The sequence below is a fragment of the Streptomyces spinosisporus genome (assembly GCF_022698145.1).
Taxonomy (GTDB): domain Bacteria; phylum Actinomycetota; class Actinomycetes; order Streptomycetales; family Streptomycetaceae; genus Streptomyces; species Streptomyces spinosisporus.
Map to the genome: position 1 here is coordinate 312567 of NZ_JALDAX010000002.1, position 24433 is coordinate 336999.

Here is a 24433-nt window from a genome sequence, read left to right on the forward strand (position 1 = left end):
CCCTTCCCCTTTTCCACCTTTCCGCCTTTCCGCCTTCCCACCTCTCCCGCCGTAGACGTCCCGGGGCCGGGTCACCGCCGCTTCGGCCCCTCTCCCCCTCCCCCTCCAACTCTTCGGTCTGAACGACCACTTATGGGAGCGCTTCCATGCTTGAGTCAGCACCCTCCGCGACCCCGGTGACCTTTCCTTCCCCCTTCCTCTGGGGCGCCGCGACCTCCGCGTACCAGATCGAGGGGGCGGTGCGGGAGGGCGGCCGTACGCCCTCGATCTGGGACACCTTCAGCCATACGCCGGGCAAAACCGTCGGCGGCGAGCACGGTGACATCGCTGTCGACCACTACCACCGCTACCGCGAGGACGTGGCGCTGATGGCCGACCTGGGCCTGGGCGCCTACCGGTTCTCGGTCTCGTGGCCGCGGGTGCAGCCGACCGGGCGGGGGCCGGCCGTGCAGGTGGGCCTGGACTTCTACCGGCGCCTCGTGGACGAGCTGCTCGCGCACGGCATCAAGCCGGCGATCACGCTCTACCACTGGGACCTGCCGCAGGAGCTCGAGGACGCGGGCGGCTGGCCGGAGCGGGACACGGCGTACCGCTTCGCCGAGTACGCGCAGATCGTCGGCGAGGCGCTCGGCGACCGGGTGGAGCAGTGGATCACGCTGAACGAGCCGTGGTGCAGCGCCTTTCTGGGCTACGGCTCCGGAGTGCACGCACCGGGCCGGACGGACCCGGAGGCGACGCTGCGGGCCGCCCACCATCTGAACCTGGCGCACGGCCTGGGCACTTCGGCCCTCCGCTCGGTGATGCCGGCCCGCAACTCGGTGGCGATCAGCCTCAACTCCTCGGTGGTCAGGCCCCTTTCCCCGCAGGACCCGGCGGACCTGGCGGCCGCGCGCAGGATCGACGACCTCGCCAACGGCGTCTTCCACGGTCCGATGCTGCACGGGGCGTATCCGGAGTCGCTGTTCGCCGCGACCGAGCTGATCACCGACTGGTCGTACGTCCTCGACGGCGATCTGCAGGCGATCCACCAGCCGCTGGACGCGCTGGGCCTCAACTACTACACGCCGACGCTCGTTTCGGCGGCGGACCCCGCGCAGACCGGCCCGCGCAGCGACGGCCACGGCGCCAGCGACCACTCCCCCTGGCCCGGCGCGGACGACGTCGCCTTCCACCAGACCCCGGGCGAGCGCACCGAGATGGGCTGGACGATCGACCCGACCGGTCTGCACGAGCTGATCATGCGCTACACGCGGGAGGCCCCGGGGCTGCCCCTCTACATCACCGAGAACGGCGCCGCCTACGACGACAAGCCCGACCCCGACGGCCGTGTGCACGACCCGGAGCGCATCGCCTACCTGCACGGCCATCTCTCGGCGGTCCGCCGCGCGATCACCGACGGCGCGAACGTCCGCGGGTACTACCTGTGGTCCCTGCTGGACAACTTCGAGTGGGCGTACGGCTACGAGAAGCGGTTCGGCGCGGTGTACGTGGACTACGCGTCCCTGGCCCGCACCCCGAAGTCCAGCGCCCACTGGTACGGACAGGCGGCGCGCACGGGGACGCTGCCGGCGGTTCCGGTCGACTGATTCCGGTCGGCCGATTCCGGTCCGCCGAACCGGTCCGACGGGGGGACCCCATGGCGGGGGAGGGGCGCGGCGCCCGAGGGGGGCGCCGCGCCCCGCTCTTCCTGCGCGTGCGCCCCGGCATACGTGTGCGCCCCGGCCGGGTGGGGGGAATGTCCGGCCGGGACGCAACGGCCCCCGTTTCGCGGTGGTCAGTTGAAGGCGGCGAAGGCCTTCGAGAAGGCGAACTTGTCCTGGACGATCGAGCTGCAGGTGGCGTCGGCGGTGGGCTTGGCGCCGCCGTCGCACTGCTTGTCACGGGTGGCCGACCACATGGACAGCCAGCCCAGACCCTTGGACTTGGCGAAGTTCACCAGCTGGGTGGCGTCGTCGACCTTGAAGATCTCCGACGAGACGTCGTTGACGCCGAGCATCGGGGTGACCGCGACCGTCTTCCAGGCGTCCGCGTCGGACAGCCCGAGCACGCCCTTGATCTGCGCCTGGGTGGCGGTGGCCGCCTGCTCGGCGTAGGTGCCCATGTCACCGCTGTACGAGGCGCCGTAGTCCATCGCCATGATGTTGACGGCGTTGATCTTCACGCCGTTGGACTTGGCGTTGGACAGCAGGTTCACGCCGTCCTGGGTGAGGCCCTCGGGCATGACCGGGAGGGTGAAGGAGACGTCCAGGTCCGGGTGCTGCTGCTGGAGCTTGGCGATGGCCTTGGCGCGGTTGGTGTTCGCCGTGGTGTTGGGCAGCGCGCCGCCCTCGATGTCGAAGTCGACCTTGGTCAGCTTGAACTGGTCCACGGCCTTGCCGTACGCCGCCGCCAGCGCGTCCGCCGAGGAGCAGGTCGTCGCCAGCTCGGAGCCGGAGGCGCCGCCGAAGGAGACGCGCACGTCGCCGCCCTTGGCGCGCAGCGCGCCGATCTGCGAGGCCACGCCGTCGCTGCCGAGGTCGGTGACGCCGCCCCACTTGGGCGTGCAGCCGCCGCCGTCGGTGATGAAGGCGAGGTTGTAGTTCTTCACGCCGGTCGCGTCGGCGCTCGCGACCAGGTCGAAGGCCGGGTAGAGCGAGGTGTCGACGTACGGCGAGAAGCCGGCGCTCGCCTTGGTGCCGGTGCCGCTGCTCTGCGAGGGGGTGGCCGTCGGGGTCGAGGTGGGCGTCGACGTCTTGGTCGGTGTGGGGGTCGCGGTCGGCTTCTGCGTCGGCGTCGCGGACTCGGTGGGGCGGCCGCTCGGCTCGGGCGTGGCGCCGTCGTCGGCGGAGCACTTGGCGCCGTCGATGAGACAGCTCTTCGGATCGGCGCTGCCGTTGACGACGAAGCCGACGGTGACGGACTTGCCGGGCGCGAGGCCGTCGGTGTCCCACTTGGCCGACGTCACGGTGACGTGCTGTCCGCTGACGCTCGACTCGGCGTTCCACAGCGAGCTCAGCTTCGCGCCCGCGGGCAGGTCGAACTCCAGCTTCCAGTCCTTCTCGGTGCTGCCGGTGTTGTTCGTGACGACGTACTGCGCGGTGTAACCCGTCGACCAGTCACTGGTCTTGGTGTACGCGGCGCCCACGCCGGCCGCCTGCGCGACGCCTGTCAGCGCGAAAGCGCCACCGCCCACGACGGCCGCGGCGACCACTGCGCCTATCGCCTTGCTTCTGCCGCTGACCTTGCGCCGGTGCGTGCTCATCCGTGCCTGCCTTCGCTGTGACGGGGGGTGGGTGCGGCAGCACGCTAGCGATCCGGAATCGGGCAAAGGGATTGATCCGGACGGCAGTTGAGGATCTTAGGGTGCGCTTAAGGAAGGGATCGGGGACGGTTAAAGGTCAAGACCAGTCCGACTCCCGCGGGCGTTCGCGCCGACACCCACGGTCACCTGACACCCATGACCACCTGCCGTTCGAGCTCACCTGGCGAGCGCCTTCCTGCGGCGCCGCACCGAGCGGTGCCCCCGCCCGCCGGGCGTCCGCTCCCGCCCGTCCAGCTGGATCCAGATCCGCACCTCGGTGCCGCCCAGCACCGACGAGCCGATCCGCACGTCACCGCCGGTCGACTCCGCGAGCCGGCGCACGATGTCCAGCCCGAGGCCGGTCGAGCCGTCGCTGCCGGAGCCCCGGCCGCGCGCCATCGCCGCCTCGGGATCGGGTATGCCGGGGCCCGCGTCCGAGACGAGCACGATCACCGCGTCCTCGCCGTTGTGCACGTCGACCGCGAAGGCCGTGCCCTCGGCCGTGTGCCGGAAGACATTGCCGAGCAGGGCGTCCAGCGCGGCGGCGAGGTCCGCCCGGGCCACCGGTATGCGCACCGGCCGGTCGGCGCCGGCCACCCGCCACTTGCGGCCCTCGTCCTCCGCGAGCGCCGACCAGAACCCCATCCGCTCGCGGACCACCTCGGCGGCGTCGCATCCGGCGCCGGGCCCGGCCGCCGCGGTCTGCGGCTTGGCGTCGCGGGCCGTACGGATGATGGTGTCGACCTCGCGCTCCAGCTGGGCGACGGCGGCCCGGGTCTGGTCGGCTGCCGGGCCGTCGCCGAGGGAGGCGGCGTTCAGCCTCAGCACGGTCAGCGGGGTGCGCAGACGGTGCGACAGATCGGCCGCCAACTCCCGTTCGTTCGCCAGGAGTTGTACGACCTGGTCGGCCATGGAGTTGAACGCGACGGCGGCCAGGCGCAGTTCGGTCGGGCCCTCCTCCGGCACCCGCGCGCCGAGCTTGCCCTCGCCGAGCTCGTGCGCACCCTCGACCAGCCGCTGCGCGGGCTGCACCATGCGCCCGCCCAGCCGGTCCGCGACGGCGACGGAGCCGACGATCAGCGCGACGCCGACGCCCGCGAGCACCGCCCACGCCGTGCCGACGCCGTTGGTGACCTCGGACTCGGGGACGTAGACCTCGACGACGGCGATCGCACCGGAGCTCAGCGCGACGGGCTGCAGCAGGGTGGAGCCGCCGGAGACCTCGGTGGTGGAGGCGCGGCCGAGCTTGCGCACGGTCGCGATGTCCTTGTCGGCGGCGCGCTGCCGTCCGAGGTCGAGGGCCGGCTGCCCGGCGGCCGCGGGGATGTGCACGGCCATCCCGGAGTCCGAGCCGGCGGAGGCGACGACCCGCTCCAGCTGGTCGCGCTCGGTGGTGATGGACAGCGCCGGGGCGACCGCGGCGGCCTCCCGCTCGGCGTTGGAGAACGCGCGGTCGCGGGCCATCTCCTTGATGACGAGCCCGAGCGGCACCGCGAAGGCGACCACGACCATGGCGGTGACCGCCAGGCAGACCTTGACCAGTGCCCATCTCATCGCGGCGGCTCCCCACCCGGTGGTTCCAGCTTCACGCCGACGCCCCGCAGGGTGTGCAGATAGCGGGGGCGGGCCGCCGTCTCGCCCAGCTTGCGCCGCAGCCAGGACAGATGGACGTCGATGGTCTGGTCGTCGCCGTACGACTGCTGCCACACCTCGGCGAGCAGCTCCTTGCGCGGGACGACGACGCCCGGCCGTCCGGCCAGGAAGGCCAGCAGGTCGAACTCGCGGCGGGTGAGGTCGAGTTGGGCGCCGTCAAGCTCGGCCTGGCGGCGCAGCGGGTCGACGGTCAGGCCGCCGACCCGCAGGACGGTGGACGGCGGGGCGTCCACGGGGGCGGTGCGGGCCCGGCGCAGGACCGCGGCCATCCGCGCGGACAGGTGCTCGACCGAGAAGGGCTTGGTCAGATAGTCGTCCGCGCCGGCGTTCAGCAGCCGGACGATCTCCGTCTCGTCGTCCCGCGCGGTGGCGATGATCACCGGCACGTCGGTGATGCCGCGCAGCATCTTCAGCGCCTCGGACCCGTCCAGATCGGGCAGTCCGAGGTCCAGGATGACGACGTCGAAAGCGAAATGGGCGACCTCGCGCAGCGCCTCCAGCGCCGTCCCGACACTGCGCACGGTGTGCGCGGCATCGGTCAGGTGCCGGATCAGCGCCGAACGCACGAACTGGTCGTCCTCGACCACGAGCACACTTGCCATGCGCGGCACCGTACGCCATGCGGAGGAAGCGGGTCGGAGCCTGTGGACAACTCCGCTCTTGTGGACAACGGGCGGGACACCGGTGGGACGCGTGAGGCAGTATGGCCCGCGATGGGCAAAGGACTCGTACACGTACTCGCGTGGTCGCTCGCCACGGGCGCGGCGGTCACGCTGTCGTGGTGGGGTGTCCACACGGTGATGGCGGGCACGGCGTACGACCCGCCGCGCGCCCTGCCCATCACGGCTGCGGACGCGACGACACAGGATTCGAAGCCGCTGGCGTCGTCGACGAAGCGCCCCTCCCCCACCCCCTCGAAGAGCAAGCCCGTCAAGCCCTCCCCGACCCGCACACCGTCGGCGAAGCCGACCCCGACCCCCACGCCCACCCCCACCGCGTCCGGCCAGATCAAGGGCTACGACACGGACGGCGGACGCGCGGTGTTCTCACTCGGCGCGGCGGACGCGACGCTGGTGTCGGCGACACCGGGCGCGGGCTGGTCGATGCAGGTGTGGAAGACGGAGTCGTGGATCCGGGTGGAGTTCACCTCCGGAGCGGACCGGGTGTCGGTGTTCTGCACCTGGCACGACGGGCCGCCGCACGTCGAGATCGGCAATTACTGACCGTCCCTGGCTGGATCCTTCTGGACCCTTGTCTAACGGAACACCGACGGCGGCGGGGCCGGTGAGGCGGTTGCCGCGTCGTCCGTCACGGCCGGCGCACCGCCGGTGAAGTCCATGAGCGGGCGGCCGTGTTCGACGCGGCCCGGGTGTGGGTCGGAGGCGGCGCGGCGCGTCAGTTCGGCGACCGGGAGGGCGCTGTCGGAGGCGACGAGGACCGCGTTGCCGAAGCGCTTGCCGCGCAGCACGGCCGGGTCGGCGATCAGCGCGAGTTCCGCGAACCGGGCGGCCGCGGTGGCGATCTGGCCGCGCAGATGGGCGAGCGGCGGCCCGTCGGCGAGGTTCGCGGCGTAGCAGCCGCCCAGCCTGAGGACCCTGCGGACCTCGTCAAGGAACTCGGTCGAGGTGAGATGGGCGGGCGTGCGGGCCCCGCTGAACACATCGGCGATGACGAGGTCGGCCCAGCCGTCGGGCATCCTGCCGAGCCCTTCGCGGGCGTCGGTGCCGCGCACCCGTATCCGGGCGTTCGTGTCCAACGGCAGCTCCCGGCGCACCAGTTGCACCAGTGCTGCATCCCGCTCGACGACCTGCTGGGTGGAGCGGGGGCGGGTGACGGCGACGTAGCGGGCGAGGGTGAGGGCTCCGCCGCCCAGATGCACGGCGTGCACGGGTTTGCCGGCCGGCGCGGCGAGGTCGATGACGTGCCCGAGCCTGCGCTGGTACTCGAAGGAGAGATGGGACGGGTCGTCCAGGTCGACGTAGGACTGCGGCGCCCCGTCGATCAGCAGGGTCCACCCCTGGGGCCGGTCGGGGTCGGGCAGGAGTTGGGCGAGTCCGCCGTCGACGGTCTCGACGACGGCTTCGGCACCGCCCCTGGATCGGGCACCGCCCTTGGATCGCCGCGGGTTCCTGGACCTTCCCATCGCGCCATTATCAGTGGCCCCGGACGGCCACGCCCGCGCAGGGTGGGTCAGCGGCAGCTGTCGGCGGCCTTGATGATCCGGGCCGCCTCGCCGAGCGCCGCGCGCAGCACCGCGGGGTCGGTCGCGAGGTCGGCCTCGCCGGGCGGCAGCAGCCAGTCGGAGCCCTCAACGGGCGGCTCGGGGTGCAGGCTCGTCCCGCGGCCGTCGGTCTCCGTGCAGGTGCTGCCCGGGACGTCCCAGGCGGCGGCCGTGCCCGGCGGCACCACGAAGCCCAGGGTCTCGCCGTCGTCGTCGTGCAGAACGGGGCCGACCGCCTCGCCCGGCCCGCGGCGCAGGATGTCGACGGCCTCCAGGCCCTGGCGGGCGGGCACGGTGACGAGATCGCACGCACCCTGTGCACGAGGAATGTCGCTCTGCCTGGTCTCCATCCCGGTCTCCACCACGGAACCCCTCCTTGAACAAAGCGGGTCGGGAGTCGGGCGGCTCCCGGTCCACAGGGTTCAACGCGCCGCCGCGTCAACGGCTACGGCGGAAGTCAGCCACAAAGGATGGCAGTTCATGGCAGATCCCGCATGAGATATCCGTTTTGTAGCCAAACCCTGCGTGGCCGGTCCGGCACAGCGGGTACGTTCGTGGCCGCCGGGACAGGGCGGGTACATAACGAACAACCCAGTCAACTCACCCTGAATCCGGCATGGTTCGACGGTTCGCACGAGAGGACCCGGCCATGGCGTCGTCACAGGTGACCTCGTCTCAGCCCACGCCCCCACGGCCACCGCGGCCGAACCTCGTCTTCCGGGAGCTGCGCGGACAGCGCTCACCGGCCGAGTTCGCCGCGGCGGTCCGTCGGGCCGCGCGCGAGATCGGCGAGCGGGTCAGCTGCGACGCGCGCTACGTCGGGCGGGTCGAGGCGGGCGAGATCCGCTGCCCCAACTACGCATACGAACGGGTGTTCCTGCACATGTTCCCCGGCCGTACCCTCACCGACCTGGGCTTCGCGCCCCGCGCGTCCGTACGCGGCCGCCGGGCCGGCGCGCCCGGTGAGACGCATGGGGCCCACGAGCCGTATGACACACCGAACCCTCAGGACCCGCACCGCCGGGAGGACCGGCACGACCCGCACGACCCGCATGCTCACCACGAGAGCCATGCGCTTCACGAGAGCTACGAGGAGAGCGACGTGCTACGTCGCGCATTCATGACCGGCGGCAGTGCCACGGTGGCCGCCGCCTCGCTGGGCCAGATCGGGCTCGCCCTGGACGCAGCGGCGGCGGGACGCCCCGTCCGCCGCCCCGGGACGAGCGACGCGTACGCACTCGAAGAGGCCGTACGCAGAATCCGGGTGCTCGACGACCGGCACGGCGCGGACGGGCTCTACCGGCGCGCGTCGGCCCCCTTGCGCGCCGCCTACGAGCTGCTGGACGCGGGCGCGACCCGGCAGGCGACCGCCGACCGGCTGCATTCGGGCGCCGGTGAACTCGCCATCTCCGTCGGCTGGCTGGCGCACGACTCCGGACGCTTCGACGACGCGCGCTCGCACTATGCGGAGGCGCTGGCGACCGCCCGACTGACCGGCGACGAGGCCCTGGAGGCGCACGCCTTCTGCAACACCGCGTTCCTCGCGCGCGACGCCGGGCGTCCGCGCGAGGCGGTACGGGCGGCGCAGGCCGCGCAGCGCGTCGGGCGGTCCCTCGGATCGGACCGCCTGATGTCGCTGCTCGCCCTGCGCGAGGCGGGCGGCTGGGCGGGGCTCGCCGACCGCACCGGCTGCGAACAGGCGCTGGTGCGCGCCCAGACCCTCTACGAGCGCGGCCCCTCGGACGCCGACCCCGAGTGGATGAGCTTCTACGGGGAGGCCGAACTGGAGGGCCTGGAGGCGCAGTGCTGGTCGACGCTCGGCGACTGGTCGCGTGCCGCCCGCCACGCGCGGCGTGCGGCACATCTGCAGGACCCGCACTTCACCCGGAACATCGCCCTGTACACCGCGGAACTGGCGGACGACCTGGCACGCGGCGGCCGCCCCGACGAGGCGGCGGCGGCCGGGATGCGGGTGCTCGACCTGCTCGACCAGGTCCAGTCGTCCCGCATCCAGACGATGCTGGCAGGAACGGCCCGGGTCCTGCTGCCGCACCGGCGGGCGTCGGGCGTCTCGGGCTTCCTGGACCGCCACACCTCGGTGCCCCGCACGGCGTGAGCGGGGCGGGGCAGCACGGTCAGGCCGCGAGGTGGCCCGAGTCGTTCCAGCTCTCGATCGCCGGCTCTCCGTAGGCCCAGCCCAGCACGGACAGGGACGTCGGGTTCAGCCGTAGCCGGGCCGCGAAGCCGATCGGCAGGCCCAGCCAGCGTGCCCCGATGGAGCGCAGGATGTGGCCGTGTGCGAACACCAGCACGTCGCGGTCGGCCTCGCGCGCCCACGTCACCACCTCGTCGGCCCGGGCGGTCACCTCTGCGAGTGACTCCCCCTCGGGGACGCCGTCCCGCCAGATCAGCCAGCCCGGCCGGACGTCCTGGATGTCCTTCGGCGTCATGCCCTCGTAGGCGCCGTAGTCCCACTCCACGAGCGTGTCCCAGACGGCCGCCCGCTCCCCGAACCCGGCCAGTTTGCACGTCTCACGCGCGCGTGCCAGCGGGCTGGTGCGCACCTCGGCGCCCGGGAGGGCGTCGAACGGCGCCCGGTGCAGCCGCTCGCCGAGCAGCTTGGCGCCGCGCCTGCCCTCCTCCAGGAGGGGCACGTCACTCCTGCCGGTGTGCTTGCCGGACAGCGACCATTCGGTCTGTCCGTGCCGGGCCAGCAGGATGCGCGGTGCCATGAGGAGGAAGACCTTCCGGAACAAAAGAACAGGCGGAACCCCTCCATCATCGCGCACCCTGGACCATGGCCCGACGGGCAACCCGAGGGGCGATCTCTGCGTCTTTGAGGGCCGGGGGCGCCCGTGGCGGGCGCGTACGTACGCCGTAAAGTGGCACGCCCGACTCATCAGCGGGCGCGGTTCGAGAACGAAGGGGGAGGCGATCGGATGCCGAAGACCGAGACACCAGGCATCGAGGCAGCAGCCCCGCGGACCCGCCTGCGCTGGTGGACCGAGCTGCCGCTGATCCTCCTGGTGTACGGCTGCTACTCGGCAGGCCGGCTCCTCGCCCGCGGCGACACCGCAGGAGCCGTGGACCACGGTCTGGTGATCCTGCGGATCGAGAAGTGGCTCCACATCAACGCGGAGCATCCCCTCAACCGCCTCTTCACCCGCGAGACCTGGCTCGGCGTCCCGGCCGACTTCTGGTACGCGTCGCTGCACTACCTGATCACGCCCGCGATCCTGGTCTGGCTGTTCCGGTCGCGCAGCGTGCACTACCGCGCCGCGCGCACCTGGCTGATGACGTCCACCTTCATCGGCCTGATCGGCTTCACCCTGCTGCCGACCTGCCCGCCCCGCCTGCTCTCGGCAGGTCACGGGTTCGTGGACACCATGGCGCAGTACAGCTCGTACGGCTGGTGGGGCGGAGCGGCCAGCGCCCCGAAGGGGCTCGGCGGCATGACCAACCAGTACGCGGCCATGCCGAGCCTGCACGTGGGCTGGGCCCTGTGGTGCGGGGTCATGCTGTGGCGGTACGGCGGGACGCGTACGACCAAGGTGGTCGCCGTCGCCTATCCGCTGCTGACCACGATCGTGGTCATGGGCACCGCGAACCACTACTTCCTCGACGCGGTCGCGGGCGCTGCGGTGATGGGCGTCGGCCTGCTCCTGGCGCCGTACGTGATGCGGGGCGCGGACCGGATCCGGGAGCAGATCTCCTGGGGCACCGGTGCCCCCCGGGACGCGGGTTCCTCGATTGTCAGTGCCGGATGCCAGACTTCCGCGGGTGAGCGATTTCCACGGCAGCGCGAGTCCCGGACCGGATCCGGAGCAGAGCCGAGTGCCTCTCCCACGGACGCCGGGGAAGGGGCTGCGGCAGCGGCTCGCTGAGCTGCGCGGACCGGACGTACCCGCCAAGGCGCTGGACGCGCGCGCCCTCGCGGCGCTCGCCGCCAACCCGGGCTGCAGACGGCGCGCGATCCTGGACGGCGCCGGGGTGAACAAGGCGGCGCTGGCGGACGCGCTGGGCTCCCCGTCGGTCTTCGGGCAGTCGCAGTTCGCGTTCATGCGGGGCAACGCGTTCGAGGCGAAGGTCAAGGCGGACGGCGGCGCGGAGCTGCTGCGGCTGGTGCGCGAAAAGCTCGACCCGCGCGCGGACCCGGCTGCCGCGGCCCAGGTGCCCGACCTCGCCGCGACCGGCCCCGAGGGACGCGCGGCGCGCACGGCGCTCGCCCTGCGCGAGGCCGCGGACACCCCGGGCACCTGGACCCTGCTCGACCACCCGATGCTCGCGCTCGACGTGGCCGGCTCGCCCGCGTTCCTGGAGCCGGACGCCGTGGTCGTGCACCCCGACGGCCGCTGGACGGTCGTCGAGATCAAGTCCTTCCCGATGCTGGACGGCTCCGCGGACCCGGCGAAGGTGGGCGCGGCGGCGCGCCAGGCCGCCGTGTACGTGCTGGCCCTGGAGCGGGTCGCGGCCCGCCTCGATCCGGCGCCCGAGGTGGGGCACCGCATCCTGCTCGTGTGCCCCAGGGATTTCTCCAACGTGCCCACCGCGTCCGCCGTCGACGTGCGCAAGCAGCGCGCCGTCACCGACCGGCAGCTGACGCGGCTGACCCGCATCGAGGACATCGCCGACACGCTGCCCGAGGGCGTCTGCTTCTCCCCCGAGCTGCCCGCCGAGCAGCTGACCGAGGCCGTGGAGTCGGTCCCGGCGACGTATGCGCCCGAGTGCCTGTCCGCCTGTGAGCTGGCCTTCCACTGCCGGGAGCGGTCCCGCGCGGCCGGGGCGGTGACGTCCCTGGGCCGCCCGGTCCGCGCCGAGCTGGGCTCTCTGACGACGGTCGACGAGGTCCTGGCGGCGGCCGAGGGCATGAGCGGCGACCCGGACGACCCGGCGGTCGCGGCGCTGCGCAGGGCGGCCCGGCTGCGGGCGGAGGCCCTGGCGACCGTCCCGCACCGGCCCGTCGCGGCGGCCCCGCACGCGTCCGCGCCCTCCGGCGAGGAGGCCGCACCGTGTCGCTGATCTCCACCCTCGCCCGTCTCGAGGCCGTAAGCACCGGCCACGCCCAGCCGGCCGCCACCGTCCGGCACCGGCATCTGTCCGAGCGGCCTCTCGTCTTCGTGCCGCTGACCACCGCGGGCGAGGCCGGCGCCCCGCTCGGCGCGCTGGTGGGCACCGACCGCGACGCCCCGCGTCTGCTGGCGGTGCCGCAGCCGCGCGACCGCGACCTCAGATTCGCCTTCCTGGCCGAACTGGCCGACGTCGTCCTGCCGTACATGGAGGCGTACGGCGCCGAGGTGGAGGCCGCGGAGCGCACCGAGACCGACCCGGAGAGCGGCAAGCGGGTCAAGGTCGAGGTCGAACTGTGCGCGGACGCCCCGCAGTTGATCGTGCCGAGCCGCGCGGGCATCGACTTCGTACGGCTGCTGGGCCGCTCCATGCGCTTTCGGCGTACGGCGGAGCAGGACCCGGAGACGCCGTATCCGGCGCCTGCGCGCGTGCCGCTGCTCGGGCGCTGGCTGACGCACTTCGGGGAGCGCGCCCGGGTGCCCGGCTCGTCGCTGCTGCTGGCGGCGACGGACGTCCTGGCCCGGCACTGGGCGACCGGGCAGTCCTCCCTGGAGGACCAGCACCTCGGGGCGCTGCTCGCCTGGATCGACCCGCCGGACGGCGTCTCCGGCGCCGACGCGGCCCGCGCGGCCGAGCTCGCCCGGGACGCGCACGGCCAGCTGGAGTGCCCGCCCGCGGGACCGGCCACCGACCCGGCGTTCGACAACAAGCTGCTCGCTCCCGCCATCGAGCGCCACGACCGCGCGCGCACCGCCCTGGCCGCCGCCCAGGACGGTCTGGAGGCGGACACCCGGCTCGGTGAACTCACCGCCGCCGAGCGGGAGATCCGCGAGCTGGTGCTGAGCCGCACCCTGCCCACCTGGGAGAAGGTCTGGCGGGGCCTGGACCTGCTGCGTGCGCTGCCCGAGGGGGCGCATGTCGAGGAGCGGTGGACGCGCGACCGCTGGTCGTTCACCGGCCAGCGCGACCGGATCGCCGCGGGCGAGCCCCCGCAGCCGCGCCGCGACGACGCCGTCACGGCGGCCGGAAAGCTGGCCGCACGCGAGCGCGAACAGGCCCGGCTTGAGGCGCAGGAGGCCCTGGACGACCCGCTGGTGATGGCGGCGCGGCGGCTGTCCGGGGAGGCGTTCGCCGGGGAGGTGACGGACGTCGTCATGGCGTACAGCGAGGGCAAGCGGCCGAGCCCCCGCCCGCTGGTCACGGTACGGACACAGGACCGCCCGCACCTGGGCGAGCGCGCCAAGGTGTACCGCTCGCTGGGCGGCAAGCCGCAGGCGGCGGAGTTCGTCGGGCGGGAGGCGGACGACCTGTTCGTCCTGCGCATCGTCGACAAGATGGGCCGTGGCAAGGTCCCCGAGGCCGGCTCGGTCCCCGAGAAGGGCGATCTGCTGTGCTTCACGACGTTCGAGCACGAGCAGCGGGGCGGTCCGAAGCTGCCCGACCCGGAGGCGACACCGTGGACCCACGGCGGGCCGCCCGGTGAGGCCGTGCCCGAGGCCGCCGATCCCCTGACCGCGGAGGACGTCCTGTGACCACCGTGTTCGACCCCGGTGCCGCGGCCGCCGAGGCCACCGGCGCGATCCTCGCCGACACCCTGCACAGCGCCCACCGCGGCGTCGTCGTCGACTCCCCGCCCGGCGCCGGCAAGTCCACGCTGGTGGTGCGGGCCGCGCTCGAACTGGCCGACGCGGGCCGCCCGCTGATGATCGTCGCGCAGACGAACGCCCAGGTCGACGATCTCGTCCTGCGCCTCGCGGAGAAGAGCCCCGAGCTGCCGGTGGGCCGGCTGCACAGCAGTGACGCCGACCCGTACGACAAGGCGCTCGACGACCTGCCGAACGTCCGCAAGGCGGCGAAGGCGGGCGAGCTGACGGGCCTGCCGGTCGTCGTCTCCACGGCCGCGAAGTGGGCGCATGTGAAGGTCGACGAGCCGTGGCGGCACGCGATCGTCGACGAGGCGTACCAGATGCGCTCGGACGCGCTGCTCACCGTGGCCGGGCTGTTCGAGCGGGCCCTGTTCGTGGGCGACCCGGGCCAGCTCGACCCGTTCTCCATCGTGGGCAGCGAGCAGTGGGCGGGGCTGTCGTACGACCCCTCGGCCTCGGCCGTGACCACCCTCCTGGCCCACAACCCCGAGCTGCCGCAGCACCGCCTGCCGGTGTCCTGGCGGCTGCCCGCCTCCGCGGCGCCGCTGGTGTCGGACGCCTTCTACCCGTTCACGCCCTTCCGCAGCGGCACCGGCCACGGCGACCGCCGGCTGGCCTTCGCCGTCCCGTCCGACGGCGGCGGTCCCGACCGGGTCATCGACGAGGCCGCGGAGTCCGGCTGGGGCCTGCTGGAGCTGCCCGCGCGGCACACACCGCGGACGGATCCGGAGGCGGTGCGGGCGGTGGCGACGATCGTACGGAGGCTGCTGGACCGGGTGGGGGCGGCGACGTCGGAGCGCGCGCCCGGGGAGCCGCAGCCGCTGACGGCCGACCGGATCGCCGTCGGGACGGCCCATCGCGACCAGGCGGCGGCCGTGCGCGCGGCGCTCGCGGAGCTGGGCGTCACGGAGGTCACCGTCGACACGGCCAACCGTCTGCAGGGACGGGAGTACGACGTCACGGTCGTCCTGCATCCCCTCTCCGGCCGCCCCGACGCCACCGCCTTCCATCTGGAGACGGGCCGCCTGTGCGTCCTCACCTCGCGCCACCGGCACGCGTGCATCGTGGTCTGCCGCGCGGGGGTGAGCGAACTCCTCGACGACTACCCGTCCACGGAGCCGGTCCAGCTGGGAACGCTGGTGAAGTTCCCGGACGGCTGGGAGGCGAATCACGCGGTCCTCGCCCGCCTCCGGGAACACCGGGTGTCCTGGCGGCCTTGAGAAGGGGGTGCCCCCGCCGGACGCCGCAGGCCCACTTGCGCGGGCGCGGGACAATGGACGGTGGCCCGTTTCTGGGACGGGTCGTGTGCGACGTACGAGGAGGAGAAGACATGGCGGAGCCCACGCCGCGTCGGAACGAACCGCGGCTACGCCCCGCGCCCCTGCTCTTCGAGCCCGCGGCGGCGGCCTCCGACCCGGAGCACTTCTTCGATCTGGAGTCGATCGACGATCCGCGGGCGCTGCTGGCGCGCGCGACGGAGCTGACGCACGCGTTCCGCGCGGCGGCGGACCGTGCGGTGGAGTTCCAGGCGATGGCGGCCGCACAGCTGGCGGATCCGCGGCGGTTCGACCGGCTGACCGCGGCGGACATCGCGGAACGGGCCGAGTGGACCGAGGACTATGCCAAGAAGATGGTGGAGTTCGGGCGGGGCCTGATGAGCGGGGCCGAGGGGCCGGGGTCCCCGGACCCGGTGTGAAAACGGGCCGCTTCGCTTTGGCATATGCCAGGCGAGCAAAATACTCCTTCCCGCATATATCTGTCCCGGATTCCGGCAACTCCTCGAAACGGTACGTTCACAGCCGGTAGATGTAGTTGGCATGAGCCGCACACGGAACGAGCCCTTCGCCGACCGCTTCGACGTCAGCGGAGTCACCGCCGACGGAGCCGCCTGGCTCGCCTCGGCAGGGACGTACCCCCGCTCCACGCTCACCCTCTGGAGGGAGCGGCCCGACGCCCCGGTCGTGCTCCCCTGCGGCGCCGCCTTCGACGTTGTCAGCGTCCCCGCGGTGTTCGGGCGCCGCATGGTCGACCGGCTGTGGGACGAGGGGCCGGGTTCGGGTCCGGTGGCGGCGTTCCGGGGCCGGATGCTGCTGTTCGCCGCGCCCGGCACGGCCCAGCGGCTGCCCTCGCTGCTGCGCTGGGAGGAGTTGAGTCGTACGGCCGCGATCCCGCCGCTGCTGTGCCACGGCAACGGCGACGCGGTGACCGTCCCGCCCCTGCTCTCGACCGACCCCCCGACCTCCGGCGACTCCCGCTGGCTCGTCGCCCCCGACACCCGCCACCCCTGGCTGCCGGGCCCCGAGATCCTCATCTGGGCAGCCATCCGCGCGGCCCGCTCCGCGGTGCGCATATCGATTTTTCCCCCGGCCGATCAGGATGCTAAGGTCTACGACGTCAGCAGGCGCCGCTAGCTCAGTTGGTTAGAGCAGCTGACTCTTAATCAGCGGGTCCGGGGTTCGAGTCCCTGGCGGCGCACGATGACGATGGCGAGACATGTTCGCGGAACGCGCGAACCGGTCTCGCCATCGTCGTATTCTGCGCGGCTACGCCGCGCGCAGTGGGGGCTCCGCCACCCACACCCCCCTGCGAGGGCCGGCGCCGGCGGTGATACGGCACCCTTCTCGACGCTTACGCAGCCGCAAAGCACTGCTGCTGCCCACGGGCCCAGCCGCTCTGGCGTTGGTCACGGCACCTGCCTTCGGTGCGCGGCCTCTTCGCGGCTACGCCGCGCGCGGTGGGGGCTTCGCCACCCACACCCCCCTGCGAGGGTCGGCGCCGGTGTTGATGACGGCACCCTCGGCGCCCGAAACCCCCTCACGGCTCGGCAGGGGCGGCTGGGGGCCGGGGTTTGAGTTCCTGGCGGCGCGCCCCCCTGCGACAGACGCCCCGGCGTGAAGACGGCACCCCGCGCGGCGCTGCGCGCCCGCCTGTGGTCGCGACGCCACGCCATGGATGAGGCGTCGGCCGCTCTGGCCGAACTGTGCGGCTGTGCCCGACTGCCGCGGAGGGTTGGTCAGCCGCACCCCGTGCGGCGGTCGCCCGTGGCGTTGGTTGCGGCACCCATCTCGGCGCCGACGCATCTGCCCGGGCACCGGCGGACCCCAACGCACCGCGACTGGTCAGATGCCCGGTCGTTCAGGTCGGCGAGCCCGCTGTGATCTTCACGGTCCAGGCTCCCGTTGCCGTTCGGCTCTTCACCTGGATGCGGATGTTCTCGTTCGGCACCGTGAAGGTTTCGCCCAAGGCGATCGGGGCGTCTGCCAGGGGTGGGTAGACCGAGTTCTCCCAGCAGGCCTCGGTGTGGGGGTGGGCGTCGAGGACCTGGATGGGGCCCGTGCCGGACTGGGTGGTGCTCTTGACGCGGTAGACGAGGATGCCGGCGCGGCAGGTCGTCGTGTCGTTGCCGAGCGGAGCACGCGCCTCGAAGGCGAGCACGCTGTCGGGGCCGGTCCGCACCACCGCGAGCTTCACCCCCTGCCCGAGCCCGAGGGCCGGCGGCCCCGCCGCGCCCGTCACCGGCGACGGCGGCCCGGCCCCCAGCGGCTCCAGCGTCAGCCGCGTGACCCCGGACTCCCGTACGCACACCACCTGCCGCGGATCCAGCCACCCCATCTTCCACTTGTGCCAGCCGAACAAGTCGGGTGCCAGCCCGAACTGGCTGCCCATCAGGTCCCAGTCGCCGACGTAGGTGTCCCAGTCGCCCTTGCCGTCGTCCGGCCGGTGATAGAGGTCCGGCAGATCGAAGACGTGCCCCGTCTCGTGCGCGAGCACCAGCCGGTCCGGCGGATGCTTCTCGAAGACGGTGACGATGCGGCGGAGATCGGTGCCATCGGCCCGCAGCGGCGTGTCCAGATTGACGACCTTCGTCGCGTCCGAGTCCACCCCGGGCGCGTCCGGGTCGGCCACGAAGTAGACGACGTCGTAGCGGGAGAAGTCGACCTGCGGGTCGGCCACGGCGAGCGCGTCGCGCAGATACGTGGCACGGCTCCGCGCGCTCCAGTCGCGCTGTATGGCGTACGCCGTTGACGGCCGCGGCATCCGGATCCAGTGCTTCAGCGGATGCGGGTGCAGGGTGAACCTGCCGTACGACGCACGCTCGAAGAAGCGGCTGGTGGCCGGGAAGTGGTCGGCGGCCAGCTGGGCGGGCTTCGTCCGCGGAGCCGAGTCCGGGAAGGACAGGAAGACCATCACGGCGTTCAGCGCACGGGCCGGCCGCGGATAGGCGGCGTTCCAGGTGTCGAGGCCCTCCGAGTGATGAGCCGAGGTGCGCTGCAGCGCGCACGGCACCGCCGAGAACGGTTCGGCCACCGACGGTCCGGTCACCAGCGAGGTCGCGGCGACGGCGGACAGGGTGCTGAACACCGCGGCGGTGCTGCGCAGTCGGGGGCCCCTGCACCCCTTGAGGGGAAACGGACGCGGCACAGGGACCTCCGGGTGCGGTACGCGGGACTCCGCACCCAGCCTGTGTGTATTTGTAGTACTACGTCCTGTTTGCCTGACCCGGATGAGTGAGGGGCCCGGCGGACGACCGGGGCCGACACCCCCGGAGCCCTCACGGAACGTCACAAGTGATCGAGCGGCTCAAGAAGCCGTCCACCTGCGGGCAGAAACGATCTGTCTGAAGTGCCGGTCGATCCGGGACACTGGAGAGTAGCTGGAAGGCCCCTGGTTCTGCCTCTATGATCGGCACACTTTCCTGCACGGACAGAGATCGAGTGCACTGCGGGAGCGAGCGGTGAGCGGAACGTCCGAAGGGCCGGCGCCCACGGCAGACCTCGACCGGGTCGCCGTTACAGAGAGTGACGCGTACGCGGCGCCTCGTACCGAGCCGCTGACGACTCGAACGGAGCCGCCGGCGTACCGCTCGGTGTTCGCGGCTGCGCCGCTCGCGATGGCGGTGGTGGACCGCGAGGGTCTGGTGGTCAGCGCCAACGACGGGTTCGGCACGCTGTTCGGGAGCTCCCCGGACGCGTTGGCCGGAAAGGTCGCCGCCGATCTGGTGGATCTGTCGTCCGACGCCCGCACCTGGCACGCGTACCGCGAGGTGCTGCGCGGTCGCGAGGCACCGCTGCGCTGCACGCGCCGGCTCAAGCACCGCGACGGTCAGTCGGTGTGGGTCGAGGTCACCGTCTCGCCGCTGTCGGCTCAGGACGAGGGCGTCCTGATGTCGCTGACCGACATCAGCGTCCACCGCGAACTCCAGGGCAGGCTGCGGCACTTGCAGATGCACGACCCGGTGACCCGGCTGCCCAACCGCACGCTCTTCTTCGAGCGGCTGACCACCGCGCTGGAGGCGGAGTCGTACGAGAAGAGCGGCACCGGGCGTATCGGGTTGTGCTATCTCGACCTGGACGGCTTCAAGGCCATCAACGACACGCTCGGGCACCGCGTCGGCGACGGGCTGCTGGCCGCCGTCGCCGAGCGCCTCACGCGCTGTGCCGACGAGGCGGGTTACGCCAGAGCGAGCGCGCCGCTGGTGGCGAGACTGGGCGGCGACGAGTTCGCCCTGCTGGTGGAGGACTCGACGGGCACGGACCAGCTCGCGGACCTTGCGGAGTCGGTGCTGGAGGCGGTGCAGGCGCCCTTCGACCTCTCGGGGCGGCGGCTGTCGGTGTCGGCGTCGATCGGCGTCGTGGAGCGGCGTGCCGCCGGGACGACGCCAACTGCCCTGATGCAGGCGGCTGATACGACGCTCTACTGGGCGAAGGCGGACGGCAAGGCACGCTGGACGCTCTTCGACCCGGAGCGCAACGCCCACCGCATGACCCGGCAGGCGCTCGCCTCCACGCTCCGCCCGGCCATCGAGCGCGGGGAATTCGTGCTGGAGTACCAGCCGTTGGTGGGCATGGAGGACGGCAGGCTGCGCGGGGTCGAGGCGTTGGTGCGCTGGAACCATCCGCAGTTCGGTGTGCTGACGCCGAATCGGTTCATCGGACTGGCGGAGGAGGACGGTTCGATCGTGCCGCTGGGCCGCTGGGTGCTCACCACGGCCTGCCGGCAGGCGCGCCGCTGGCAGCTGGACCACCCGGACGAGCCGCCGCTGTTCGTGAGCGTCAATGTGGCGGTGCGTCAGGTCTGGGACTCGGATCTGGTCGCGGACGTGGCCGAGACCCTCGCCGAGACGGGCCTCGCGCCGCACCTGCTGCAGCTGGAGCTGACGGAGTCGGCGGTGATGGGCTCGGCAGGCCGCCCGCTGCAGGCCCTTCAGGCGCTCAGCGACATGGGGGTCGGCATCGCGATCGACGACTTCGGCACGGGCTACTCGAACCTCGCCTACCTCAGCCGGCTGCCGGTGTCGGTCCTGAAGCTGGACGGCTCCTTCGTCCGCGGCTTCCAGTACGAGAGCGACAAGGAACACTCCGTCCCGCCGAACCCGGCCGACGAGGTCGTGGTCGAGGCGATGATCCAACTCGCCCACCGCCTCGGCCTCACGGTCACCGCGGAATGCGTCGAAACCTCCGCCCAGGCCACCCGCCTCCGCCGCATCGGCTGCGACACCGGCCAGGGCTGGCTCTACTCCCGCCCGGTGTCACCGGACCGCATCGCCGAACTCCGCACCCCACAGCCGAGCGACTCGGTGATCGGCAACCCGTAACGCCGGTCGGTCAGTTGTCCCGGTCAGGCCGCCGGCCGGCCGTTCACTCACCGCCTCGGCCCGGCCGTCAGCGCCGAACGCGGCATAGCTCCGAACTGCTCAAAACGACCCCGAGCGCTCGGCGATCGGCAACTCCTGGCGTCGGTCGGCCAGTTGTCCGGTCAAGCTGCCGGCAGGCCGTATGCGTTTGCGATGAGTTCGTACGAGCGCAGTCGGATCTCTCCGCTGTGGGCGTTGGCTGTGATCATCAACTCGTCGGCGCCGGTGCGCTTTTGGAGGTCGTCGAGGCCGGAGCGGACCTCGTCCGGGGTGCCGTGGATGACGTTGGCGTTCCAGGAGGTGATGAAGTCCCGTTCCATGGGGCTGAATTCGTAGGCCTCGGCCTCTTCGGGGGTGGGGACCAGGCCGGGGCGGCCGGTGCGCAGCCGGACCATGTTGAGGGCGGCGGCCAGGACCTGGCGGCGGGCCTCGCGCTCCTCGTCGGTGGCGAGGGCGGAGACGCCGATGAGGGCGTACGGGGCGTCCAGGACCTCGCTCGGCCGGAAGGACTCGCGGTACAGGTCGAGCGCCGGGACGGTGTTCTGCGCCGAGAAGTGGTGCGCGAAGGCGAACGGCAGGCCGAGGACGCCGGCCAGCCGCGCGCTGAAGCCGGAGGAGCCGAGCAGCCAGATCGGCGGGCGGTGCGGGGACTGGACGCCGCCGGGCGCCGTGGACTGCACCGGCCCGGGGACGGCGTGGATACGGCGGTAGGGGTGGCCGTCCGGGAAGTCGTCGTCCAGGAAGCGGGTGAGCTCGGCGAGCTGCTGCGGGAAGTCGTCGGCGCCCTCGTTCAGGGTGTCGGTGCGGCGCAGGGCCGCCGCCGTGGCGCCGTCGGTGCCGGGCGCGCGGCCGAGCCCGAGGTCGACGCGCCCCGGTGCCATCGCCTCCAGCGTGCCGAACTGCTCGGCGATGACCAGCGGGGCGTGGTTGGGGAGCATGACGCCGCCGGAGCCGAGCCGGATGCGCTCGGTGTGGGCGGCGAGGTGGGCCAGGATCACGGCGGGCGAGGACGAGGCCACTCCCGGCATCGAGTGGTGCTCGGCGACCCAGTACCGGTTGAAGCCGCGGGACTCGGCGAGACGGGACAGGGCGACGCTGGTGCTCAGGGCGTCGCTCGCGGTGCGGCCCGCGCCGACGGTCACCAGGTCCAGTACGGAGAGGGGTACGGGCGCGGTGCCCTGTGCGGTGCCCCGGATCTCGTCGTCTGCCGTCACGGTGGGTGCCTCCTGGATTCGGCCGTGCGCTGTCCTGGCCGATTAACAGGAGGCACTCTCCGCTTTATTCCCGGTTCGCCGGAGGACACCTCAGACCTGGACGAGCGGCTCCCTGCTGAACAGCGCGCCCAGCGTCGGCGCGTTCACCCTGCGGTCCGCGAGCCGCAGCGCCTCCCAGACCGTGACCTGGTTGGCGGTCAGGACCGGCTTGCCCAGCTCCTTCTCCAGGGCCGGGATGTGGGCCGCGGTGTGCAGGGCCGTGTCCGGCAGCAGCAGCGCCTCCGCGTCGGCCCGGTCGGCCGCCCGCGCCAGCTTGAACACCTCCGCCTCGCCCCAGGTGCCGACCTCGGCCGCCGTGATGATCCCGGCACCGCGCACCGAGGTCACCTCCATGCCGCCGGCCCGCAGGAAGTCCGCGAAGAGCCCGGCCACGTCCTCGGGGTAGGTCGCGCCCACCGCCACCGTGCGCACGCCCAGCTCCCGCAGCGCGTGCACGAAGGCGAAGGACGTGGACGACGCCGGCAGTCCGGCCGCGACGGCGAGGGAGCGCACCTGCTCGTGGGCGCCCTCCCAGCCGTAGACGAAGCTGCCGCTGGTGCAGGCCCACACCACCGAGTCCGCGCCGCCCATGCGCAGTTCCTCGACGCCTGCCGCGAGGCGGTCGGCCGCGCCCATCTCGAGGAGCGCGTCCACCCGGTGCGCGTCCGTACCGATGTCGGTGTGGACGACGTCGAGGCGGATGTCACTGCCCAGCAGCTGCTCGATGCGCGGGTAGTCGTCCTCGGCGGAGTGTCCCGGGTAGAGGAATCCGAGTGCGGTCATGACCTGCCTTCCTGCTGCTGTTCACCGTTCGGGAGGTCCGGCAGCACGGGACGGGTGCGCGCCGCCGGATCGATCAGCGCCTGGTACGGCCCCACCGCTCGGGTACCCAGCCGGGCGAGGGCAGCCCACATCGTCACCTGGTTGGCCGAGATCACCGGCATGCGCAGCTCGGCCTCCAGCTGGGGGATGGCGTCGTACGTCGGAAGGTTGGTGCAGCTGATGAAGAGGGCGTCCGCCGGGCGCCGCACCGCCCGGCGCGCCATGGCGACCACGTCGCGGTACGGCACTTTCCAGATGTGCCGGGTCAGCCCCATGTACACACAGCCGGTGACCTTCACGCCCGCCTCGGCGACATAGTCCTGCAGCGCGCGGGTCACGGACACGGTGTACGGGGTCACGAGCGCCACCCGCCGTACGTCGAGCGCCGCCAGTGCGTCCAGGAGCGCACCGGAGGTGGTGACCGAGGGGACCGCGCCGGCGCGTGTCATCGCCTCGCACATCGCCCGCTCGCCGGCGATCCCGCCGACGAAGCTGCCGGAGGTGCAGGCGTAGGCGACGACCTCGGGCGAGACCGCGTTCAGCGTGCGGACCGCGTCCGCCAGCGTCTCGTGCTCGCTGACCAGACGGGCCAGGTCGAGGCTCACCTCGACGGGCACGAACGGGGTGCGGGTCAGATGCAGGGAGACGTCGTCCGGGACCCAGCGCCACAGCTCCCGGTCCAGCGCGAAGTCGAAGGGGGCGACCACCCCGACGCCGCGCTGCGGCTGGGGTCCACCGAGGAAGGAAACGTCCATGACGGGCACCGCCCTCACAGCGAGAGATGAGGTGAGCAACCGGCCGTGTGCAACGCCCGTGTTGACGAAGGTAGGTTCGGGTGCGAGCGTGGTCAAACCTCGCATGTCAGACGGCCGCCACCGCCCTCAGAAACGGCTTGTGCATGACCACCCCGACGCTTCTCGTCCTGGACGCCGATCCCCTCCCCCGCCTCGGCAGACTCACCGGACGCGCCCGTATCGAGCACACCGACGAGGCGGCGCTCGCCGAGCGGCTGCCGCACGCCGACGTACTCCTGGTGTGGGACTTCACCTCCCGGGCCGTGCGCTCGGCCTGGCCCGGCGAGGGCCCGCGGCCGCGCTGGGTGCACACGGCGAGCGCGGGCGTGGACCATCTGATGTGCCCGGAACTCGTCGCCTCGGACACGGTGGTGACCAATGCGCGCGGCATCTTCGACCAGCCCATCGCGGAGTACGTCGCCGCCCTCGTGCTGACCATGGCCAAGGATCTGCCGCGCACTCTGGAGCTGCAGCGGGAGCGGACCTGGCGGCACCGCGAGACCCAGCGGGTCGCGGGCACGCGCGCGTGCATCGTCGGATCGGGGCCCATCGGCCGTACGATCGCCCGCACGCTGCAGGCGCTCGACGTGACGCCGGCGATCGTCGGGCGCGCCGCGGGCACCGGCGTCCACGGCCCGGAGGAGCTGGACCGACTGATCGCCCGCGCGGACTGGGTGATCGCGGCGGCGCCGCTGACGGATCAGACGTACGGCATGTTCGACGCGCGCCGCTTCGGTGTGATGCAGCCGTCGGCGCGCTTCATCAACATCGGGCGCGGCCCTCTCGTCGTCGAGGACGCGCTCGCCGAGGCGCTGGCCAAGCGGTGGATCGCGGGCGCCGCGCTGGACGTCTTCGAGCACGAACCCCTCACGCCGGACAGCCCGTTGTGGGACGTTCCGGGACTGATCGTGTCCCCGCACATGAGCGGCGACACGATCGGCTGGCGTGATCAGCTCGGACTTCAGTTCGTCGAGTTGTACGAGCGCTGGGCGGCGGGCAGACCTCTGCTCAACGTGGTGGACAAGAAACGCGGGTACGTACCAGGACGCTGAACCGCCGGGCA

The 24433-nt window shown here is 72.5% G+C and carries 21 protein-coding genes and 1 tRNA gene; 12 read left to right on the plus strand and 10 right to left on the minus strand.

Annotated elements, in window-relative coordinates; translation table 11 throughout:
• Positions 1-146 precede the first annotated feature (146 nt).
• The gene (locus tag MQN93_RS06585) at positions 147-1586 is read left to right on the plus strand and encodes a GH1 family beta-glucosidase (protein ID WP_242708708.1); all 1440 of its coding nucleotides are present in this window, start codon (positions 147-149) and stop codon (positions 1584-1586) included.
• Between the two features lie 188 nt (positions 1587-1774).
• Here the strand turns inward: MQN93_RS06585 and MQN93_RS06590 are convergent, their stop codons facing one another.
• From MQN93_RS06590 to MQN93_RS06600, 3 genes are all read right to left on the minus strand, one after another.
• A complete protein-coding gene (locus MQN93_RS06590; RefSeq protein WP_242708709.1) occupies positions 1775-3241 on the minus strand; it encodes a glycoside hydrolase family 18 protein in 1467 nt (488 codons plus the stop codon).
• A gap of 216 nt (positions 3242-3457) precedes the next feature.
• On the minus strand, positions 3458-4834 hold the full coding sequence (locus tag MQN93_RS06595) for a sensor histidine kinase (protein WP_016434978.1): 1377 nt from the start codon (positions 4832-4834) through the stop codon (positions 3458-3460).
• Complete coding sequence (locus tag MQN93_RS06600; protein ID WP_016434977.1) at positions 4831-5535, minus strand: response regulator transcription factor; 705 nt, start codon at positions 5533-5535, stop codon at positions 4831-4833. Before MQN93_RS06600 ends, MQN93_RS06595 begins: the two co-directional genes overlap by 4 nt.
• A 111-nt stretch (positions 5536-5646) precedes the next feature.
• Here MQN93_RS06600 and MQN93_RS06605 point away from each other — a divergent pair, with 111 nt between their 5' ends.
• Positions 5647-6156, plus strand: coding sequence for a hypothetical protein (locus MQN93_RS06605; protein WP_242708710.1), 510 nt, complete (start codon positions 5647-5649; stop codon positions 6154-6156).
• Positions 6157-6188: 32 nt separating this feature from the next.
• Here the strand turns inward: MQN93_RS06605 and MQN93_RS06610 are convergent, their stop codons facing one another.
• Together MQN93_RS06610 and MQN93_RS06615 are read right to left on the minus strand one after the other, a co-directional pair.
• Positions 6189-7076, minus strand: a complete 888-nt coding sequence (locus MQN93_RS06610; RefSeq protein WP_242708711.1) for a spermidine synthase — start codon at positions 7074-7076, stop codon at positions 6189-6191.
• Between the two features lie 47 nt (positions 7077-7123).
• Complete coding sequence (locus MQN93_RS06615) at positions 7124-7504, minus strand: hypothetical protein (protein WP_242708932.1); 381 nt, start codon at positions 7502-7504, stop codon at positions 7124-7126.
• A 299-nt stretch (positions 7505-7803) separates the two neighbouring features.
• On the opposite strand from MQN93_RS06615, the gene MQN93_RS06620 reads away from it, so the two are divergent.
• Entirely contained in the window at positions 7804-9270 is a 1467-nt protein-coding gene (locus tag MQN93_RS06620; protein WP_242708712.1) for an NsdA family TPR-like regulatory protein, read from the plus strand.
• Between the two features lie 19 nt (positions 9271-9289).
• Here the strand turns inward: MQN93_RS06620 and MQN93_RS06625 are convergent, their stop codons facing one another.
• A complete protein-coding gene (locus tag MQN93_RS06625) occupies positions 9290-9886 on the minus strand; it encodes a histidine phosphatase family protein (protein WP_242708713.1) in 597 nt (198 codons plus the stop codon).
• 207 nt (positions 9887-10093) lie between these two features.
• Here MQN93_RS06625 and MQN93_RS06630 point away from each other — a divergent pair, with 207 nt between their 5' ends.
• The 7 genes from MQN93_RS06630 (at position 10094) to MQN93_RS06660 (ending at position 16342) form a co-directional block, all read left to right on the plus strand.
• Positions 10094-11038, plus strand: a complete 945-nt coding sequence (locus MQN93_RS06630) for a phosphatase PAP2 family protein (RefSeq protein WP_016434971.1) — start codon at positions 10094-10096, stop codon at positions 11036-11038.
• Entirely contained in the window at positions 10989-12173 is a 1185-nt protein-coding gene (locus MQN93_RS06635; RefSeq protein WP_242708714.1) for a hypothetical protein, read from the plus strand. Before MQN93_RS06630 ends, MQN93_RS06635 begins: the two co-directional genes overlap by 50 nt.
• On the plus strand, positions 12164-13753 hold the full coding sequence (locus tag MQN93_RS06640) for an amino acid adenylation domain-containing protein (RefSeq protein WP_242708715.1): 1590 nt from the start codon (positions 12164-12166) through the stop codon (positions 13751-13753). The genes MQN93_RS06635 and MQN93_RS06640 overlap by 10 nt, the downstream gene beginning before the upstream one ends.
• Positions 13750-15087 (plus strand): AAA domain-containing protein, encoded by a 1338-nt coding sequence (locus MQN93_RS06645; RefSeq protein ID WP_242708716.1) that lies wholly within the window; start codon positions 13750-13752, stop codon positions 15085-15087. The genes MQN93_RS06640 and MQN93_RS06645 overlap by 4 nt, the downstream gene beginning before the upstream one ends.
• Positions 15088-15197: 110 nt before the next feature.
• The gene (locus MQN93_RS06650) at positions 15198-15563 is read left to right on the plus strand and encodes a DUF8844 domain-containing protein (RefSeq protein ID WP_242708717.1); all 366 of its coding nucleotides are present in this window, start codon (positions 15198-15200) and stop codon (positions 15561-15563) included.
• A 121-nt stretch (positions 15564-15684) separates the two neighbouring features.
• Positions 15685-16278 (plus strand): bifunctional DNA primase/polymerase, encoded by a 594-nt coding sequence (locus MQN93_RS06655; protein ID WP_242708718.1) that lies wholly within the window; start codon positions 15685-15687, stop codon positions 16276-16278.
• Positions 16269-16342: transfer RNA gene (locus MQN93_RS06660), tRNA-Lys, on the plus strand. Before MQN93_RS06655 ends, MQN93_RS06660 begins: the two co-directional genes overlap by 10 nt.
• A 660-nt stretch (positions 16343-17002) precedes the next feature.
• On the opposite strand, the gene MQN93_RS06665 is transcribed toward MQN93_RS06660, so the two are convergent.
• A complete protein-coding gene (locus tag MQN93_RS06665) occupies positions 17003-18289 on the minus strand; it encodes a M6 family metalloprotease domain-containing protein (RefSeq protein WP_242708719.1) in 1287 nt (428 codons plus the stop codon).
• 313 nt (positions 18290-18602) lie between these two features.
• On the opposite strand from MQN93_RS06665, the gene MQN93_RS06670 reads away from it, so the two are divergent.
• Positions 18603-20462: a putative bifunctional diguanylate cyclase/phosphodiesterase gene (locus MQN93_RS06670; RefSeq protein ID WP_016434964.1), complete on the plus strand. Its 1860-nt coding sequence runs from the start codon at positions 18603-18605 to the stop codon at positions 20460-20462.
• 161 nt (positions 20463-20623) lie between these two features.
• Here the strand turns inward: MQN93_RS06670 and MQN93_RS06675 are convergent, their stop codons facing one another.
• The 3 genes from MQN93_RS06675 to MQN93_RS06685 all read right to left on the minus strand — a co-directional run bounded on the left by MQN93_RS06675 (position 20624) and on the right by MQN93_RS06685 (position 23331).
• Positions 20624-21715, minus strand: coding sequence for an LLM class flavin-dependent oxidoreductase (locus MQN93_RS06675; protein ID WP_242708720.1), 1092 nt, complete (start codon positions 21713-21715; stop codon positions 20624-20626).
• 90 nt (positions 21716-21805) lie between these two features.
• Positions 21806-22537 (minus strand): maleate cis-trans isomerase family protein, encoded by a 732-nt coding sequence (locus MQN93_RS06680; RefSeq protein ID WP_242708721.1) that lies wholly within the window; start codon positions 22535-22537, stop codon positions 21806-21808.
• Positions 22534-23331 carry a maleate cis-trans isomerase family protein gene (locus MQN93_RS06685; protein ID WP_016434961.1) on the minus strand — a complete coding sequence of 266 codons (798 nt, stop codon included), beginning with the start codon at positions 23329-23331 and terminating at the stop codon, positions 22534-22536. The genes MQN93_RS06680 and MQN93_RS06685 overlap by 4 nt, the downstream gene beginning before the upstream one ends.
• Positions 23332-23474: 143 nt before the next feature.
• On the opposite strand from MQN93_RS06685, the gene MQN93_RS06690 reads away from it, so the two are divergent.
• On the plus strand, positions 23475-24422 hold the full coding sequence (locus MQN93_RS06690) for a D-2-hydroxyacid dehydrogenase (protein ID WP_242708722.1): 948 nt from the start codon (positions 23475-23477) through the stop codon (positions 24420-24422).
• Positions 24423-24433: the final 11 nt, after the last annotated feature.

What these genes read in the sequence shown, in the direction of transcription:
- MQN93_RS06610 (WP_242708711.1), bottom strand. Translation starts at nt 7,076, where the DNA reads ATGGGAAGGTCCAGGAACCCGCGGCGATCCAAGGGCGGTGCCCGATCC.
- MQN93_RS06605 (WP_242708710.1), top strand. Translation starts at nt 5,647, where the DNA reads ATGGGCAAAGGACTCGTACACGTACTCGCGTGGTCGCTCGCCACGGGC.
- MQN93_RS06620 (WP_242708712.1), top strand. Translation starts at nt 7,804, where the DNA reads ATGGCGTCGTCACAGGTGACCTCGTCTCAGCCCACGCCCCCACGGCCA.
- MQN93_RS06585 (WP_242708708.1), top strand. Translation starts at nt 147, where the DNA reads ATGCTTGAGTCAGCACCCTCCGCGACCCCGGTGACCTTTCCTTCCCCC.
- MQN93_RS06590 (WP_242708709.1), bottom strand. Translation starts at nt 3,241, where the DNA reads ATGAGCACGCACCGGCGCAAGGTCAGCGGCAGAAGCAAGGCGATAGGC.
- MQN93_RS06690 (WP_242708722.1), top strand. Translation starts at nt 23,475, where the DNA reads ATGACCACCCCGACGCTTCTCGTCCTGGACGCCGATCCCCTCCCCCGC.
- MQN93_RS06615 (WP_242708932.1), bottom strand. Translation starts at nt 7,504, where the DNA reads ATGGAGACCAGGCAGAGCGACATTCCTCGTGCACAGGGTGCGTGCGAT.
- MQN93_RS06625 (WP_242708713.1), bottom strand. Translation starts at nt 9,886, where the DNA reads ATGGCACCGCGCATCCTGCTGGCCCGGCACGGACAGACCGAATGGTCG.
- MQN93_RS06685 (WP_016434961.1), bottom strand. Translation starts at nt 23,331, where the DNA reads ATGGACGTTTCCTTCCTCGGTGGACCCCAGCCGCAGCGCGGCGTCGGG.
- MQN93_RS06630 (WP_016434971.1), top strand. Translation starts at nt 10,094, where the DNA reads ATGCCGAAGACCGAGACACCAGGCATCGAGGCAGCAGCCCCGCGGACC.
- MQN93_RS06650 (WP_242708717.1), top strand. Translation starts at nt 15,198, where the DNA reads ATGGCGGAGCCCACGCCGCGTCGGAACGAACCGCGGCTACGCCCCGCG.
- MQN93_RS06600 (WP_016434977.1), bottom strand. Translation starts at nt 5,535, where the DNA reads ATGGCAAGTGTGCTCGTGGTCGAGGACGACCAGTTCGTGCGTTCGGCG.
- MQN93_RS06655 (WP_242708718.1), top strand. Translation starts at nt 15,685, where the DNA reads ATGAGCCGCACACGGAACGAGCCCTTCGCCGACCGCTTCGACGTCAGC.
- MQN93_RS06595 (WP_016434978.1), bottom strand. Translation starts at nt 4,834, where the DNA reads ATGAGATGGGCACTGGTCAAGGTCTGCCTGGCGGTCACCGCCATGGTC.
- MQN93_RS06680 (WP_242708721.1), bottom strand. Translation starts at nt 22,537, where the DNA reads ATGACCGCACTCGGATTCCTCTACCCGGGACACTCCGCCGAGGACGAC.